This window comes from Tateyamaria sp. LSS28, from assembly GCF_059611725.1.
The window spans coordinates 545,083-561,863 of sequence record NZ_JCAPFI010000001.1 but is presented as its reverse complement, the minus strand read 5'-3'; the positions used below and the strand labels follow the sequence as shown (position 1 = coordinate 561,863).

At 60.3% G+C, this 16,781-nt stretch carries 13 protein-coding genes; 7 read left to right on the top strand and 6 right to left on the bottom strand.

All coding sequences use genetic code 11. The features are described 5' to 3' along the window. Positions 1–38 precede the first annotated feature (38 nt). Positions 39–2,381, bottom strand: coding sequence for an aldehyde dehydrogenase family protein (locus AC53L6_RS02915; RefSeq protein ID WP_496906988.1), 2,343 nt, complete (start codon positions 2,379–2,381; stop codon positions 39–41). Positions 2,382–2,456: 75 nt separating this feature from the next. Further along, positions 2,457–3,455, bottom strand: coding sequence for a deoxyribose-phosphate aldolase (deoC, locus tag AC53L6_RS02910; protein WP_496906740.1), 999 nt, complete (start codon positions 3,453–3,455; stop codon positions 2,457–2,459). A 163-nt stretch (positions 3,456–3,618) separates the two neighbouring features. On the opposite strand from deoC, the gene AC53L6_RS02905 reads away from it, so the two are divergent. From AC53L6_RS02905 to AC53L6_RS02875, 7 genes are all read left to right on the top strand, one after another. Continuing rightward, entirely contained in the window at positions 3,619–5,112 is a 1,494-nt protein-coding gene (locus AC53L6_RS02905; protein ID WP_496906739.1) for a DUF4153 domain-containing protein, read from the top strand. Then, positions 5,109–5,795 carry a response regulator transcription factor gene (locus AC53L6_RS02900; RefSeq protein WP_496906738.1) on the top strand — a complete coding sequence of 229 codons (687 nt, stop codon included), beginning with the start codon at positions 5,109–5,111 and terminating at the stop codon, positions 5,793–5,795. Before AC53L6_RS02905 ends, AC53L6_RS02900 begins: the two co-directional genes overlap by 4 nt. Further along, positions 5,780–6,724, top strand: coding sequence for a sensor histidine kinase (locus AC53L6_RS02895; protein ID WP_496906737.1), 945 nt, complete (start codon positions 5,780–5,782; stop codon positions 6,722–6,724). Before AC53L6_RS02900 ends, AC53L6_RS02895 begins: the two co-directional genes overlap by 16 nt. 83 nt (positions 6,725–6,807) lie before the next feature. Continuing rightward, positions 6,808–7,782 (top strand): metal ABC transporter solute-binding protein, Zn/Mn family, encoded by a 975-nt coding sequence (locus tag AC53L6_RS02890; RefSeq protein WP_496906736.1) that lies wholly within the window; start codon positions 6,808–6,810, stop codon positions 7,780–7,782. Further along, positions 7,779–8,576, top strand: a complete 798-nt coding sequence (locus AC53L6_RS02885) for a metal ABC transporter ATP-binding protein (protein WP_299600297.1) — start codon at positions 7,779–7,781, stop codon at positions 8,574–8,576. The genes AC53L6_RS02890 and AC53L6_RS02885 overlap by 4 nt, the downstream gene beginning before the upstream one ends. Before the next feature lie 3 nt (positions 8,577–8,579). After that, positions 8,580–9,782, top strand: a complete 1,203-nt coding sequence (locus AC53L6_RS02880; RefSeq protein ID WP_496906735.1) for a metal ABC transporter permease — start codon at positions 8,580–8,582, stop codon at positions 9,780–9,782. After that, positions 9,779–10,693, top strand: a complete 915-nt coding sequence (locus tag AC53L6_RS02875; RefSeq protein WP_299701116.1) for a metal ABC transporter permease — start codon at positions 9,779–9,781, stop codon at positions 10,691–10,693. Before AC53L6_RS02880 ends, AC53L6_RS02875 begins: the two co-directional genes overlap by 4 nt. Before the next feature lie 662 nt (positions 10,694–11,355). Here AC53L6_RS02875 and malG read toward each other — a convergent pair. The 4 genes from malG to AC53L6_RS02855 all read right to left on the bottom strand — a co-directional run bounded on the left by malG (position 11,356) and on the right by AC53L6_RS02855 (position 16,690). Next, the gene (gene malG, locus AC53L6_RS02870; protein ID WP_299202616.1) at positions 11,356–12,246 is read right to left on the bottom strand and encodes a maltose ABC transporter permease MalG; all 891 of its coding nucleotides are present in this window, start codon (positions 12,244–12,246) and stop codon (positions 11,356–11,358) included. Between the two features lie 82 nt (positions 12,247–12,328). Beyond that, positions 12,329–13,855: a maltose ABC transporter permease MalF gene (gene malF, locus AC53L6_RS02865; protein WP_496906734.1), complete on the bottom strand. Its 1,527-nt coding sequence runs from the start codon at positions 13,853–13,855 to the stop codon at positions 12,329–12,331. Between the two features lie 35 nt (positions 13,856–13,890). Then, complete coding sequence (gene malE / locus AC53L6_RS02860) at positions 13,891–15,048, bottom strand: maltose/maltodextrin ABC transporter substrate-binding protein MalE (RefSeq protein ID WP_299701119.1); 1,158 nt, start codon at positions 15,046–15,048, stop codon at positions 13,891–13,893. A gap of 22 nt (positions 15,049–15,070) precedes the next feature. After that, positions 15,071–16,690 (bottom strand): alpha-glucosidase family protein, encoded by a 1,620-nt coding sequence (locus tag AC53L6_RS02855; RefSeq protein ID WP_496906733.1) that lies wholly within the window; start codon positions 16,688–16,690, stop codon positions 15,071–15,073. Between the last annotated feature and the right edge of the window lie 91 nt (positions 16,691–16,781).

The following is a 16,781-nucleotide window of genomic DNA, read 5'->3' as shown; positions in this document are numbered from 1 at the left end:
TCGAACTCCCCTGATCGTACTTCCAGTCAGAAGAAGTCTTATTCGCCGTAGGGCACCCAGATGGTTTTGACCTCTGTGGCGGCCAGCAGGAACGCCTTGCCTTCACCGGCAGATCCCATCCAGTCGCGGGCCTTGCCGTGGTTCACCCACGTGCGTTTCAGGTTGCCAGCGGCTTCCCGTTCGATGGTCGCGGACAGGTCACTGCCCGAGAAGGACCAGACGGCATCGACATTCAGATGTTTCGCCATATGCGGTGCAAGCTCCTCATGCTTGCCGGTCAGGATGTTCACCACCCCCGCAGGCACGTCCGAGGTTTCGAGCACCTGGTAGAAATCGGTTGCAGCGAGCGGGAAGGGTTGTGATGCCACCAGCACCGAGCGGTTGCCCATGGCAATGGCTGGTGCCATGAGGGAGACGAGGCCCAGAAGCGGTGCTTCGTCCGGGCACAGGGCCCCGATGATGCCCGTGGGTTCATTCATCGCCAGAGCGACGCCGCGGATCGGCACGCCCTTGGCAGCGCCGTCATATTTGTCTGCCCAGGCCGCATAGGTGAACAGGCGTTGGATGCTTGCCTCGACCTCCTTGTCGCCAGAACGGCCGCCTTGCAGGGCGTTCAGGCGGTTTGCGAATTCGTCTCCTCGTGCAGCGAGATTTTCGGCGATGTAGTACAGGATTTGTGCGCGCAGGTGGCCGGTGGTCTTGGCCCATCCTTTGGCGGCTGACGCCGCTTCGACTGCGTTGCGTACGTCCTTGCGGTTGGCAAGGCTGGACTGGCCGAGCAACGCGCCGTTCTTGCCGTAGACATTGCTGGAGTACCCGCCGTCAGGACGGGCCTGTTTGCCCCCGATGTACAGTTTGGCGGTCCGGTCCAGCGGGTCGCTTGGGGTGTCCTCGCCCGTGAAGGCCGTAATCGACTTCAGCGCCTTGGGTGATCCCTTGGGCTTGGTATAGGCTTGTAGCCCTTCCCAGCCGCCTTCACGTCCAAAACCACTTTCGCGTACACCGCCAAAGCCTGCGGCCGCGTCAAAGAGGTTCGTGGCATTCACCCAGACAACGCCTGCCGCCAGTTTCGGCGCCACGTCGAGCGCGAGGTTGACGTTTTCGGTCCAAAGCGTTGCGGCCAGCCCGTAGCGGGTGTTGTTGGCTAGCTCCACGGCCTCTGACGGGGTGCGGAACGTGGTCGAGACAAGGACGGGGCCAAAAATCTCTTCCTGCATCAGCGGGTCAGCCGTGTTCAGGCCGGTGATCAGGGTCGGTGGGTAGTAGCAGCCAGTTGCGGGTAGGGACGATGACGGTTGATAGACCTGTCCAGCAGTGTTGCTGCTGACCATCTTGCTGATCGTATCCAGCTGAACCGGGTCAACGACCGCGCCCACGTCGATGGATTTGTCGAGTGGATCGCCAATGCGCAGCTTGTCCATCCGGGCCCGCAGCTTGGCATAGAACGCCTCGGCCACGGGTTCGTGCACCAGCAGGCGTGAGCCAGCGCAGCAGACCTGTCCTTGGTTGAACCAGATGGCGTCGACCAACCCTTCGACGGCTGAGTCCAGATCGGCATCGTCAAAGACGATGTAGGGGGATTTGCCCCCCAGTTCGAGCGTCAGTTCCTTGCCCGTACCAGCCGTCGCTTCGCGGATGCGGCGGCCCACGGCGGTGGAGCCTGTGAAGGCGACCTTGTCCACGTCAGCATTCACGATCATCTCGCCCACCGCGCCGTCGCCGGTGACGATGTTGACCACGCCCTTCGGGACACCGGCCTGACGGCAAATGTCTGCAAACAGCAGAGCAGTCAGCGATGTGTATTCGGCGGGTTTCAGAACAACCGTGTTCCCCATGGCGAGGGCAGGCGCGATTTTCCATGCCAACATCAACAGAGGGAAGTTCCATGGGATGATCTGGCCGCAGACGCCCAGTGCATCGCGGTTGGGCAGTTCCGATTCCATCAATTGCGCCATGCCTGCGTGGTAGTAGAAATGGCGCTGGGCGAGGGGGATGTCGATGTCGCGGCTTTCACGGATGGGTTTGCCGTTGTCGAGGGTTTCGAGCACGGCAAAGAGACGGCTGTGTTTCTGCAAGAGCCGCGCAATGGCATAGAGGATGCGGGCACGCGCATGGCCGCCCGACTTGACCCACTTGGGCTGGGCCGCGCGGGCCGCTTTGACGGCTGCGTCTACATCGGTTTGCGTGGCTTGTGACAGGGTAGCGAGTACCTCGCCCGTGGCAGGGTTCTTGCTTTCAAAGCCGTCCGAAGGATCGGTGAACTGGCCGTTGATGAAATGGCCGAACCGTGCGCCTTGATCAACGATCCAGGCGAGGGCATCTCTGGCTGCTTCCGGTGCGGTGCCGTAATCCATGTTCTCGAAAATCTCTTTGACGGTCATCATGTCGTCCTTCGTTTCGATCCGGGTCCCGTTTTCTGTCACAGAAAACGTTCCGGAATTTTTTTAAAATTCCGGTCAGCCAATCGCGTGACGGTATCCGGCGGAATAGGCACCGGTCAGGTGGTGTTCCAACTGGCGTTCGATGTCGCCCAGCAGCGAGGATGCGCCAAACCGGAACAGGTCCGGTTGCAACCAGCGGTCGCCCAACTCTTCCTTGATCAGCGACAGGTAAACGAGGGCGTCCTTGGCCTTGGAAATCCCGCCCGCCGGTTTGTACCCCACACGATAGCCGGTGTGTTCGTAATAGTCACGAATGGCCCGGATCATCACCAGAGTGACAGGCAAGGTGGCGTTCACGCTTTCCTTGCCTGTCGAGGTCTTGATGAAATCCGCCCCAGCCATCATGCAGACCAGCGACGCGCGGGCCACGTTGCGCAGACTGCCCAATTCTCCGGTGGCGAGGATCGCTTTGACATGGGCGTCACCGCAGGCCTCCCGCATCTCTGCCATTTCGTCATAGAGAGCCTGCCAATTGCCTTCCAGCACGTGGCGGCGCGTGATGACGATATCGATCTCTTCTGCCCCTACCGCGACGCTTTCTCGGATTTCCTGAATGCGCAGGTGGAAGGGGGACAGGCCCGCCGGGAAGCCAGTAGAGACAGCTGCCACGGGAATGCCGGAGCCTTTCAAGGCTGTCACAGCGGCAGGGATCATCTCGTGATAGACACAGACGGCACCCGTGGTCAGACCGGGCATGCCAAGCGCCTCCAGCATCTCGGCCCTGACAGGCTGGCGCGCCTTGGCGCAGAGCCGGTGCACACGCCGTTCCGTGTCGTCGCCGGACAGCGTGGTCAGGTCGATACAGCTGACCGCCTTGAGGAGCCACGCGGCCTGATGGTCCTTCTTGATCGACCGGCGTCCGGGCAGCGTCGCGCAGCGCCTTTCGATGGCCGAGGTGTTGGCCTGCACGCGCGCGACCCAATCCAGATCCAGCTTCATGCCGGGATTGCGCGGTTCGGTGACCTGCGGCAGGTGGGTCGTGGCGGTGGTGTCTGTGGTCGTGGTGGTCTGCATCTTCGTGATCCTTCCGGACGGCGACAGAGTCCCGAAGTGGCATGACCGGGCGGTTTTGGCAACCACCACCCCTCTGCACAAGCTCTGCACAAATGGGCGCGGTTGATCTGCACCAACGTCTGTCAGCTTGCCCGCAAAGCAAGTGACGAAGAGAGGCAGGACAGTGAAAGCTTTGACGATACCCGGTGTGCCATTGGCGATGGAGCAGGATGGCTGGTGGCTGGATGCACCAGCAGACAAGACGGAACAACGACGCAAGGTGCGGCGGTTGGATGGGGGCAAGGCGCTGCTGCTGCTTGCTTTGATTGCCTTGGGTGATGTGCTGGTATGGGACACGGTGGCGGGGCTGAACATCGCGATCTTTTTCGGGGCTGTGCTGTTTGCGGGTCTTGGTTTGGCGTGGCCGCGGCTGACCGTGCGCACGCGGGTCGGGATCGCGACGGGCGCGGTCCTCAGCCTGTTGCCGCTGATCGAGCTGGTGCAGCCTTTGTCCCTGCTGATTGCGCTTGTCGGGCTTTCGCTTTGTACTGCTGCCATTGCAGGGGTTTCCCGCCTTGATCTGCTGCGGGGCGCGGTGCGGTTGTGGTGGGTCGCTCCTGCGCAGACCTTTCAGGATGGGTCGCAGGGCGCGCGTCGGTTGAGCGATCTCAATTTGGCCCGGATGGACCTGCGGCGCTTGGTGATGGCCTGGGGTGTCCCCGCGGGGACAAGCTTGATTTTTGCCCTGTTGATCCTTGCCGCAAACCCGGTTCTGGACCGTTGGGTGAGCGGCGTTACGGCGCTTGAGCTACCGGCGCCCGATTGGTGGCGTGTGTGGTTCTGGCTGTTTCTGGCGGCGACCATCTGGCCCACGCTAGTCACTTGGCGGATGCGGGAACGTCTGCGCGCACGCAAGCCACAGCGTGCGACCGTGCGGCGCGAGGGTGTGATCAATGCAGGCTCTGTTGCGCGGTCGCTGATTGCGTTCAACGCGCTGTTTGCGGTGCAAACCGGGATGGATGTGCTGTTTCTTTATGGGGATGCAGGCCTGCCCGATGGGATCAGTCCGGCGGCATACGCTCATCGTGGCGCTTATCCGCTGCTGGTGACTGCGCTACTGGCCGGGCTGTTTGCTGTCATGGCCCGCCCCTTTTTGGCCGGACGTTCTGTGCTGCGGTGGTTGATGCTGATCTGGTTGGCTCAGACCATGGCATTGGTTGTCGCATCTGTCTGGCGCTTGGATATTTATGTCGATGCCTTTGGTCTGACACGCCTCCGGCTGGCCGCGTATATTTGGATGGTTTTGGTTGCAGCTGGGCTGGGTCTTGTTGTCTGGCAGATCTGGCGGGACAAGCCTGCCGCCTGGATGATGCTGCGCAGCGGTGTGATGGGGGCTGGGGTTCTGTACCTTTGTGCCTTCGTTAGTTTCGATGCCACAGTCGCACGGCACAACCTGAGCCAACCGGTGCACGAAGATATGTTCATGCTTTGCCAGTTGTCCGAAGATGTGATCCCCGCAATGGCATCGACCTTTGGGCACAACTGGAGCGCGGCCTGTGCGTCAGAATACACCCAACCGCATCTCTTCCAGCCGGACAATTGGCGCGAATGGGGCTTTCGCAACTGGCGGACGCGCAATAGCCTTACGTCCATGTTGACTGATCCCGCCATGCCATGACCAAGACCCATCTGTTGGTGGTCGACGACGACCCGCATATCCGGTCTGTTCTGCGCATTGCCTTGCAGCAGGCCGGTCACGCAGTGGACGAAGCGGGTGACGGGATCGAGGGCCTGACCAAAGCGCGGTCCAGGCGCTATGACCTGATTGTCCTGGATATTGGCTTGCCGGAAATGGATGGGCTGGCTGTCTGCCGCAGCTTGCGGGAAACGGACCAGACGCCGGTCCTGTTCCTGACCGCGCGCGAGGACGAGATTGACCGCGTTTTGGGGTTTGAACTGGGTGGCGACGACTATGTTACCAAACCCTTTTCCCCGCGGGAGCTGGTGGCGCGGATCGGTGCGATCCTGAAGCGCGCGCGGCCTGTTGCGGCACCGACCTGGACGCGCGGCTTGCTGCGCGTTGATCCAGCACGGCATCTTTGTGTGGTCAACAGCACGCCGCTGACCCTCACCGCGCGCGAAATGGAGATTCTGGCCCATCTGATGGCCCATCCCGACCGCGTGTCAGCCCGACCGGCCTTGGTGGATGCGCTATATGGCGCGGGTGGGCAGGTCAGCGACCGCACGCTGGATAGCCATTTGCGCAACCTTCGGTCCAAGCTGGCGGCGGCAGGGTGCTCTGACGCCATCGAAACGGTGCATGGCATCGGCATTCGGATGGGGCCATGCGTAGGATCATAAAGAAATGGCGCCCGCCCCTTGTCTTTGTCCTTGGGGGCACACTGGCGGCAGTTCTGACCTTACCGATCCTTGGGATCGTCAACCTGCGCCTGTGGGGCAACGTGATGGGGTGGGGCGAAGCGGCATGGCTGATCGCCTGGATCGCCGTTGTTGCGACTGCGGTGCTTGGCTTCTTGCTCTGGCGGCTTGTGCTGCGCCCGGTCTGGTCACTGGATCGATATGCACAAGAGGTGCGCAAGGGTGCGCGGCCAGATGCGCCTACGCATCTAGGCACGCCTGAGTTCATGGGCCTTGCCTCCAGCGTCATGGGCATGGGGGATAGCCTGCAAAGCCGTGCTGACAGTCTGCAGGCCTATGCGGATCATGTAACGCATGAGTTGAAGTCACCTTTAACCGCGATCAGGGGAGCGGCAGAGCTGTTGCAGGCCGGTGCCAGCGGTGCGGATGCCAAGGTATTGAGCAATACGATCACGGATGCTTCGGCCCGTATGCAGAACTTGCTCGATGATCTTGCGCGACATGCGCATGCCGCTACGTCAGCGGGGCCGGGGACTGTACGTTTGTCGGATGCGATAGAGAGTCTGAAAACGGATGTGGCGCTGAACGTCGAAACCGATGGTATGCTGCCGATCAGTGCGGAAGACCTCAAAGCCATCCTGACACAGCTTGCTGGAAATGCTGCAGCTCATGGGGCGAACAAACTGTCGCTGCGTGTGTCTGTGGCCGGGCTGGATGTTTGGGATGATGGTCCCGGGATCAGTCCGGGCAACCGTGATCGCATCTTTGACCCGTTCTTTACCACGCGCCGGGAACGGGGTGGCACCGGCATGGGGCTGAGTATCGTTCGTAGTCTGGTGCAGGCGCGTGGTGGGCAGATTGTGCTGCAAGAAGAGGGTGATGGTGCGCGGTTTTTAATCACGTTTGAGTGAGAGCCTTCCGATATCTAGGCGTGTTATTGCGAGTCATTCGCATTCTTATTGACTTCTTGCGAATGATTCTCATATTCATCCGTATGAGACAGAAAACCCCCTTTCCGCTCTCCCGTCGTGCTTTGTTGGCTGGCCTTGGTGCATTGGCCGCTGCCCCTACTTATGCCGCATCCTCTCCCCTCAACATCGTTGCCACCACGGGCATGATCGCGGACATGGCGCGGTCCATCGGTAGTGATCAGGTCACGGTCAAAGGGCTGATGGGCGCTGGCGTTGATCCGCACGCCTATCGTCAGACGCGCAGCGACATTGCCGCCATGACCCGTGCGGATGCGGTTCTTTGGCACGGTCTGTATCTTGAGGCGCAAATGGAGGATTTCTTCTTCGATTTGAGCCGCAAGAAAAAGGTGCATGCGATTGCTGAAACGCTGGACCCTTCTTTGCTGTTCGCGCATGAGGACTACGAGGGTCGCTTCGATCCGCATGTCTGGATGGACCCGGATCTGTGGGTGCAGTGTGTGCCTACTGTCGTCGATGCACTGTCTGACCTGCGCCCCGATGCGCGCAGCATGTTTGAGGCGAACGCTGCCGCTTTCGTTTCTGAGGCGGAAGCGATGTCAGTCTATGCGCGCGACCTGTTGGCGAGTGTTCCCGCAGAGCGGCGCGTGCTGCTGACGGCCCATGATGCGTTTGGATATTTCGGAACAGCCTATGATTTCGAAGTGATGGGCATTCAAGGCATCTCAACCGAAAGCGAGGCTGGTCTTAACCGTATCGGAGAGCTGGTTGATCTGCTCGTTGAACGCCAGTTGCCCGCCGTGTTCGTGGAAACATCCGTGTCTGATCGCAACGTCCGAGCGCTGATCGAAGGGGCCGCGGCGCAGGGCCATGATGTGATCATTGGCGGATCGCTGTTCAGTGACGCTATGGGTCCCGATGGCACCTATGAAGGCACTTGGCTGGGCATGATTGATCACAACGTGACAACCATTGCCCGTGCTTTGGGCATAGACGCGCCCGCCGGTGGACGGCTGGGCAAATTGAAGGCTGCTGCATGAACATTTCCCTTGTGACATCGCAGGATACCGACCTGGCCACGCGTGCAGCGAGCCCGCTGGCGGTGCGCGGCATGACGGTGTCCTATGGTCAGACACCCGCCATCTTCTCGGTCGACATGACGGTGCGTGCGGGTGCGATGACGGCCATCGTTGGGCCGAACGGCGCAGGTAAGTCGACCCTGCTCAAGGCGGCTTTGGGTGTGATCGCGCCCCTTGCTGGATCGGTGACGGTCTTTGGCGAACCAATGGCGGACATGCGCGATCGGATTGCCTATGTCCCGCAACGGGCAAGTGTGGACTGGGATTTTCCGGTGCGTGTCATCGATGTCGTGATGATGGGGATGTACCGCAAGCTTGGCCTGCTGGGCCGCATTCGGGGCCAGCATAAGGCACTGGCGCAGGAGTGTCTGGGTCGCGTTGGCATGGCAGACTTTGCGCACCGCCAGATTGGACAGCTCTCTGGCGGTCAACAGCAGCGTGTCTTCTTGGCGCGGGCGCTGGCGCAAGAGGCGGATATCTACGTTCTGGATGAACCCTTTGCCGGTGTGGATGCCGCCACAGAAAAGGCTATTATCGCAGTTCTGCAAGGGCTTAGAGATGCCGGCAAGACCGTTCTGGCCGTGCATCACGACTTGGCCACCGTGCCGGATTACTTCGACGATGTGCTTTTGCTGAACACCCAAGTGGTGGCTGCCGGGCCGGTGGCCGAGGCGTTCACGGAAGACAACTTGCAGGCCGCTTATGGTGGCCGTTTAACCACGGCACGCGCGGATCCTGAAAGCGTGGCGGGCTAAGTCATGTTGGCCGACGCGCTGCTTTTGCAGCTGGGCTACAACGCCACGCTTGTCACCATTGGGGCGGCCCTGCTGGGCATCGCCTCTGGTGTCGCGGGCACGTTCCTGTTTCTGCGCAAACGCGCGTTGGTCAGCGACGCGATTTCCCATGCCACTTTGCCCGGGGTCGGGCTGGCCTTTGTCGTCATGGTGGCGATGGGTGGTGAAGGGCGGTCGCTGTTTGGTTTGCTGCTAGGGGCCGGGTTGTCGGCAGCGTTCGGGTTGCTGTGCGTGCAATGGTTGACGGACCGGACCCGATTGGGCGAAGACGCGGCCATTGGTGCTGTTTTGTCAGTGTTTTTCGGCTTTGGTATCGTCATTCTGACTGTCATCCAAACCATGAATGCAGGGCGGCAAGCGGGGCTGGAAGGGTTCCTGCTGGGCTCAACCGCTGGCATGTTGCGCAGCGACGCAATCCTGTTGGCTGTGTCTGCAGCATTGGTGCTGGCGCTGGTTGTTATCTTGCGCAGGCCGTTGGGCTTGGCGGCCTTCGATCCCGGCTATGCCGAGGCGACAGGATGGTCGTTGCCGCGCATCGATCTGGCGATGATGGGCATTGTTCTGGTGGTGACGGTCGTGGGCCTCAAGGTTGTGGGGCTGATCCTGATTGTGGCGCTGTTGATTGTGCCGCCGGTGACGGCCCGGTTCTGGACGGAACGTTCGGACCATGTGGTGATCATTGCAGGTGTCGTGGGGGGCGTGTCGGGCTATGTCGGTGCGGCCAGTTCGGCGACAGCGCCTGCCCTACCCACTGGGCCGATTGTCGTGTTGGTAGGGTTTGCCATCTTCTTGTTTTCTTTGCTATTCTCTCCTCGTCGCGGGGTGTTGGCCTCGCTTCTGACCCATCTGCGCTATCAACGCCGGGTACATGTGCGGCAAGGGCTTTTGGCGCTTGCGCAGGGCCAGCCGATCTATGAGGTTCTGACGCGCCGATTGCTGGAGCGTGCAGGCTTGGTTCTGCCCGACGGTGTGCCGACACAGGCGGGGCAGGCGGCGGCTTCGAAAGCGCTGCTCGATGAGACGCGGTGGGCCATTGTTCGAGGGGACCAAGCCTATGCCTTGGCGGCCACGCGATATGATGGTTTGACGCCGATTGAGGATGTTTTGACTCCTGACCAACTCACTGAAGTTGATGGGAAAATCGACGCACCGCAGGTGGTAGCGTGATGGGGGCGGAGTTTGTTGCCCTGTCCCTGCCGCCGATCCTGATCGGAGTGTTGGTGGCCGTGGCTTGTGCATTGCCGGGGAATTTTCTGCTGTTGCGACGGCAAGCGTTGATTGGTGATGCGATCAGCCATGTGGTGCTGCCGGGGATCGTGGTGGCGTTTTTGGTCACAGGGCTGATTGCCACGGGCCCGATGCTGCTGGGGGCGGCTGCGGCTGCGGTCATTGCTGTGATTGCAATCGAAGCCGTGCGTCGTCTGGGTCGGATCGAGGCGGGGGCGGCCATGGGGGTCATCTTCACGGCCATGTTTGCGGGGGGGGTGCTGCTCTTGGAGCAGTCGGATACCTCCTCAGTCCACTTGGATGTCGAGCATGCCTTGTATGGAAATCTGGAGAGCCTGATCTGGCTGGATGCGACGGGATGGGCCTCGCTTTTGGACCCTGCAGCACTTGCGGGGCTGCCGGTGGAGTTGCCCCGCATGGCGCTGGCGTTAGTGGTTATTGCTCTGTTTTTATGGCTTTTCTGGCGCCCTCTGGCCTTGTCTACCTTTGATGAAGGGTTTGCCCGAGGCCTTGGCATTCGCACGGCACCGCTGGGCCTAGCGCTGGTGATCATGTCGGCCATCGCCGCCGTTGCAGCCTTTGATGCGGTGGGGTCGATCATCGTGATTGCCATGTTCATTTGCCCACCCGCCGCGGCGCGCATGATGACCAACCGGTTGGGCCATCAGGTGGCGTGGTCGGTGGTGTTTGCGGCGCTGGCTGCCATGCTGGGATATGTACTGGCGGGGTATGGGCCGCTGTGGATCGGGGCCGATGCATCAGTCAGCGCGGCCGGGATGATTGCGACCCTGTCGGGCATCATTCTGGGGGTTGCGGCCGTCGCCGGGCCGCACCGTACGCGCAACGGTTAACGGCGGAAACGGACGCTACGTCGACCAAACACGCGTTAACGCCTTATTCTGTTGGAAAAAGCCGCTGCCACCCCCCGTGCAGCATCCGTACACCCCCTGTGCACCCCTTCGGAGACGTATGTAGTGATTTGCCGTGGTTAACGGCGCGTGCGGTGTCAAAAGTTAACAATGAATGAACATGTCATCTGGCGGATAGCAATGACCCGCAACGAGGTGGCTCATCCGTCAATTCGATGCTTTGTCAGCGAAAGTGGAGAAGGTGCAGTTTACAGCCCGAAGTGTCGGATGCTGCAGCCTGTGCTAATATCAGCGAAGCGCAGACGGCCAACATTTGCGTCGGCAGAGACGGCCCAAACCTGCGCTTTCAGCGCTTGGTACCGATGCTGCGTGTGCAGCCCGCATTTCCAAAATTTGCTGCAAGAACACAATCGTGACCTGTTCAAGCTCACAGTTTGCGCACATTGCGAGAACTGCGAAAACCACTTTCGGCGGGGTGCCGACGTTCGCTGCCCCGGAAAAAATGGTCAGACTGATTGCGGCATAGCTGAAGACTGCCAAGGCGCTGCCAAAGGTTCGGGGCTTTCGTGTCCACGCATGATGCGGATCGCATTGCGGCGGATAGAGAATGGCTCGTTGAAGAAACTCTCCGTCGCAACAGGTGCCTAGCCTTTGACGGCACCTTCGCTGAGACCCGATACGAGATAGCGTTGAGCAATGAGAAAAACAACGGTGATCGGTAAGCCCGAGAGGATGGCGGCAGCAGCAAAATCCCCCCACAAGTACCTGAATTCATTCAGGTAGAGGCGGCTGCCGACAGCCAGCGTCATCTGGTCCTCGGACCGGATGAGGACGGAAGCGATCGGATAGTCATTGACGAAACCGATGAAGGCGAGGACAAAAACGACAGACATTATCGGAACGGCGAGTGGCAGGAAGATGAAGCGAAATGTCTGCCAAGGAGTCGCGCCATCTATGGCGGCGGCCTTGTCGAGTGCGGTGTCGATGCTGTCAAAGTAGCCCTTGATCGTCCAGATATGGAGCGTCACTCCGGCCATATAGATCAGGATCAGCGCGAGGTGGCTGTCGAGGCCGAGGATGGGTGAGACCTCACCCAAAGTGTCGAAAATGGCATAGATCGCAACCAGTGCCAGCGTCGTTGGGAACATCTGGATCAGGAACAGACCATCCAGCATCGCGCCCTTGCCGCGAATGCGTATCCGACTGAACGCATATGCAGAGATTGTGGCCACAGCCAGAACACCGGTGCTGGCGATCAAGCCGATCTTGATCGAATTCCACATCCAACGCAGAACCGGATAGGGCGGTTCAACCACTGTGCCGTCGGCTCGGGTATAGTCGAACCCGAACGCCAAGACCCAATGTTCCAATGTGGGGTTTTCCGGGATGATACTGCCTACGGCGAAATTGCCTTCACGGAAAGAAATCGACAGGACAACGATGAAGGGAAAGAGGATCAGCCCAAGGAAGACCAGCAGGAAGCCGTGGGCAAGGACCTTCTTGATCAGAAGGTCGCGAGGGCGTTCGACGATCATGAGACGCGCCCCGGCATGCCGAGATTACCGGATACGAAACCGGTGTATCCAGAGGATATCCTAAATACTTTGCCGCGATACATCACGCCCTCCCCGACCGTTTTTCAGCGGCGCGGCGCATCGCCACGAAATTGGCATAGGAAATCGCAGCCACGACCAGGAAGATCAGCAGCGTAATCGCCCCGGCCAACCCGAACTGCTGACCGGCATTGTCGAAGGCAAGGCGGTAGGTGAAGCTTGCCAGAATGTCTGTCTCGCCCGCTGGGATTACGGTGCCGGGAATGTCGGGCAAGCCGCGGGTCAGCAGGAAGATCAGGACGAGATTGTTGAAGTTGAACGCGAAACTGGCGATCAGAAGCGGCAGGAACGGCGGGATGATCTGCGGCAGCGTAATGGTAAAGAAGATGCGGACAGAGGACGCTCCTTCGAGTGCTGCGGATTTCTTGTGATCTTCGGGCACGTTTTGAAGAAACCCCATCGCCAGCAGCATCATGTACGGGTAGCCGAGCCAGGTGTTCACCACCAAAACCATAGTCCGCGCCAATGTGCCGTCGGTGAACCAATTCGGCCGGATGCCGAAGATCGCCTCAAGGATCAAATTGATCTCGCCAAAATTCTGGTTGAACAGCCCACGAAATACGAGGATCGAGATGAAGGCGGGCACCGCATAGGGCAAGATCAACAAGATTCGGTAGATCGCCTTGAAACGCAGATGCGGCCATTGGAGGATGACGGCAAGCGTCAGGCCTAGAGTGAACGTCAATAGGACCGAGGCGAAGGCGAAGAAGAACGTCCAGACGAAGACGCGAAGCATCGGGCCACGAATGCCTTCGGATCGAAAAATGCGTTCGAAGTTGTCCCAGCCAATCGGCACCCGCCAACCGGGCGGCACCCGCTCACCCGCGGTGTCGGTGAAAAAGCCTGTGGAATGGTCAGCGCGCAAGACCATGCCGTCGAAGCGTGTCAACTCGTCCGGGCCAGTGCGGGTGTAGTCAGCCGTGACGGTGCCGAATGTCCGCAGGCCCGAGTTTTGGAGCTTCGTGCCATCGGGCAGCGTCAGGGTCAGGGTTTGGAGGCCCGAGCGCAGGCGCACAGCCGCGCGCCTTTCAAGCAGGGTGTCGGGTGCCTGGGCCTCGGAAAGCGTGGCGGTTTCCTCGCCGGTGAGGGTGACAGGTTCGGACAAAAGGGCGCTTTCGGGCAACCAGATGCGGTAGCCGCGATCATCCTGTGCCACAGCGAAAGGCTGCTCCGTCGCCGGATCGACCGACGCGCGTGAGGTCAGGACCTCGACCGTGCGGTCGTAAGTCAGCAGGTTGGAGCTGCTGTAATTCGTGAAGCCGATGTAAATTGTGTAGATCACCGGAAAGGCGATGAAGATCAGGACCGCTGCGATGCCGGGAAAGATAAACCGCGCGCCGTAGAAGCGGCTGGCCCCGAAGACGACGGCGAAGCCTGTCGCCAGAGCAAGAACGATCGCCCCGAAGAGCGGTTGCGCGATCTGGTAGAGATAGAAGGCCACCGCGCAGAGCACAGCAAAAAAAGCAGCGACAAGCATGACGCGAGGCAAGGCCGAGGCTGGCTGTGCGTGAATATCGGTGCGGGTGGTCATGGCGATTGGGGAGGCACAAGGCCACCCCGTGGACCTTATTCTTCCATGATCCGCGTGGCGGCGTCGTTCAGCGCATCGACCGGCGCGGATGTGCCCGATGTGATGTTCGTCAGCGCGGGCCCCATGGCCGCCCAGAAAGCCCCCATTTCGGGGTTCGAGGGCATCGGAACACCGTTGGCTGCAACCTCAAGCATTCCGGAAACGAGCGGATCGCCTTGCGCTTCGGCGGCAGAGATGTCGGCCACTGCGCCCAGGGCTCCGTTGGCGTTCCAAGTGGCCAGCCCCTCATCGGTCAGTAGGTAGTTTTCGATCAGTTCCACCGCGAGATCGGCGTTGGGTGTAGCCGCGTTGATGCCAAGCGATAGGACGCCCAGAAAGGGTGGCGCGGTGTTACCGTTTACAGACGGGATTGGAGCCACAGCAACATTGATACCAGCATCGGCATAGCCGTCCCAACTCCACGGTCCATTGAGGACCATGGCGACATCACCGCTGGCCATTGCACTATCCATCACACCATAGTCGACACCCTCGGGCATGATGTCGTTCTCGAACAGCGCCGCCAGAACCTCGGCACCTGCGATTGCGCCGTCAGTGGCGACACCGGTTTGGCTGCCATCATAGCTTCCATCGACCTTCTGGAAGGCATAGCCGCCACCTGCCATCAGCATCGGCATCGTGAAATAGGTGTTGTTGTAGTCCCAGAGGATGTTGGCTTCGCCGGTTGCAATGATCTCTTCAAACGAGGCAGGAGGGGTATCGATCACATCGGCATTGTAGACCAGCGTGACGGCCTCAACCGCGACGGGATAACCCCACGTCTTCCCGTCAAACTGCACCGCTTCCATAGCGGAAGGAAGGACACCTTCGATCCATCCGGCCGCGGGGGAAACCGGTTGGATCAGGCCGCCGCTCGCCCATTCGCCAAAGCGGTCGTGGGCCCACATCAAGATGTCAGGGCCATCTCCGGTGGCGGCTGCCTGCTGATAGTTCTGTGGCAGGTCGGGATCGACAACCTCGACGATCACCTCGATCCCGAGGTCTTCGGTGAAGGCGGAGGTGGCGGCCATAAGCTGATCGCGGTCCCGGTTGCTGCCGGTCCAGATCGTAAGGCTGTCGTCGTCGAAGGCGGCGGCAGGGATCGCGGTGGTAAGCAGACACGCTGCGGTGGTCAGGATGGTGGTCGTTCTCATGGTATCCTCCCAGAGATGCGTTTCAGGCGGACAAGGACAGGTGCCCGTCATGGCTGAGGTAGGCGAACCCGTTGCCGGGCAGCGTGAGGGTTTGGTTTTCAAGCGCCGCGTTGTACGGACCCGTCAGGTTGGCGGCGTCCGAGAGGGTCAGCGTCAGCGGCTCTTTCGACAAGTTAAAGGCGCAAGTGAGCGTCTGTTCGGCGGTCTCACGCCGGAAAGCGAGAACCGCCTTTGGGGCCGTCAGGAACGCGGTGCGGCCTGATTGCAGCGCAGGGTTGGCTTTGCGGAAGGCGATGGCGTTGCGATAGAAATGCAGGACCGAGTCGTTGGCCACCTCCTGAAGATCGACGGCACGGGCCGCTTGCGGAGCTTTAACGGGCAGCCAGGGATTGCCAGAGGTGAAGCCCGCGTTCGGCGCCTCGGCCTCCCAAACCATGGGCGTCCTGCAGCCGTCGCGGCCCTTGATGCCGGGCCAGAATCGCAACGCAGGTGGATCGGTCAGCTCTTCGTAAACCAATTCGGTCTCGGTCTGGCCCAATTCCTCGCCTTGGTAGATGCCAATCGCGCCCTCAAAGGACACCAGCATCGCGCAGGCCAGCCGCGCAATATTATCTTCGGAGGTTGCGTTTTGCGACCAGCGGCTGACATGGCGTTCTACATCGTGGTTCGAAAAGGACCATTTGGGGTGCCCACCCGGTGCCCCCTGCTGGAAACCTTCGATGCAGGTGCGGAAGTGATCGGCACTGAATTCCGGGCTGAGCATGGCGAAACTGTAGGCCATGTGCAGGCGCGCGCTGCCTTCGGTGTACTCACCCATGATGCGGATGGAGCGGGTGCCAATGTCGCCCACTTCCCCGACCATCATGATATCAGCGTATTCATCGGTCAGTGCACGCAACCGTTCCAGAAAGGCCAGATTTTCGGGTCTGTTCTTATTGTAGATGTTGTCCTGCATCCCGAAGAGGTCAGTCGCCATCACCTGCGGCGCGACCTGCGCCGGCGGGTTCGACCGTAGCTGCTGGTCGTGAACGTAGTAGTTCACGGTATCGAGACGGAAGCCATCAAGCCCACGGTCAAGCCAGAAGCGGCATGTATCCAGGATCGCGTCCTGTACGTCTGGATTATGAAAATTCAGATCGGGCTGCGCGGCGAGGAAGTTGTGCAGGTAGTACTGTCCGCGCTGCGGATCGAATTCCCATGCCGCCCCGCCAAAATGGCTGTGCCAGTTCGTCGGAGGTGATCCGTCGGGCTGCGGGTCGGCCCAGACATACCAGTCAGCCTTTGGGTTGTCGCGGCTGACGCGCGCTTCGCGAAACCATGGGTGCTGGTCAGAGGTGTGGGACAGGACTTGATCAGTGATGACTTTCAGGCCCAGGCGATGCGCCTCGGCGATGAGCGCGTCGAAATCCGCCAGCGTGCCGAAGAGCGGATCAACATCGCAATAGTCAGACACATCGTAGCCCATGTCCTTTTGCGGCGACGTGAAGACAGGGCTTAACCAGATGCAGTCGACACCGAGAGAGGCGATGTGCGGCAGGCGACGAGTGATGCCCTTCAGGTCTCCAACGCCGTCGCCGTCTGAGTCGTGAAAGGACCGCGGGTAAACTTGATAGATCACGGCGTTGCGCCACCAGTCTGACATGAAAACCTCCGGACGATTCTGCGGAGAACGTACCAAGAAATCCAACACTATTCAAAACGTTTTAAATTTGTTTTCTTTGATGTATGCTGGC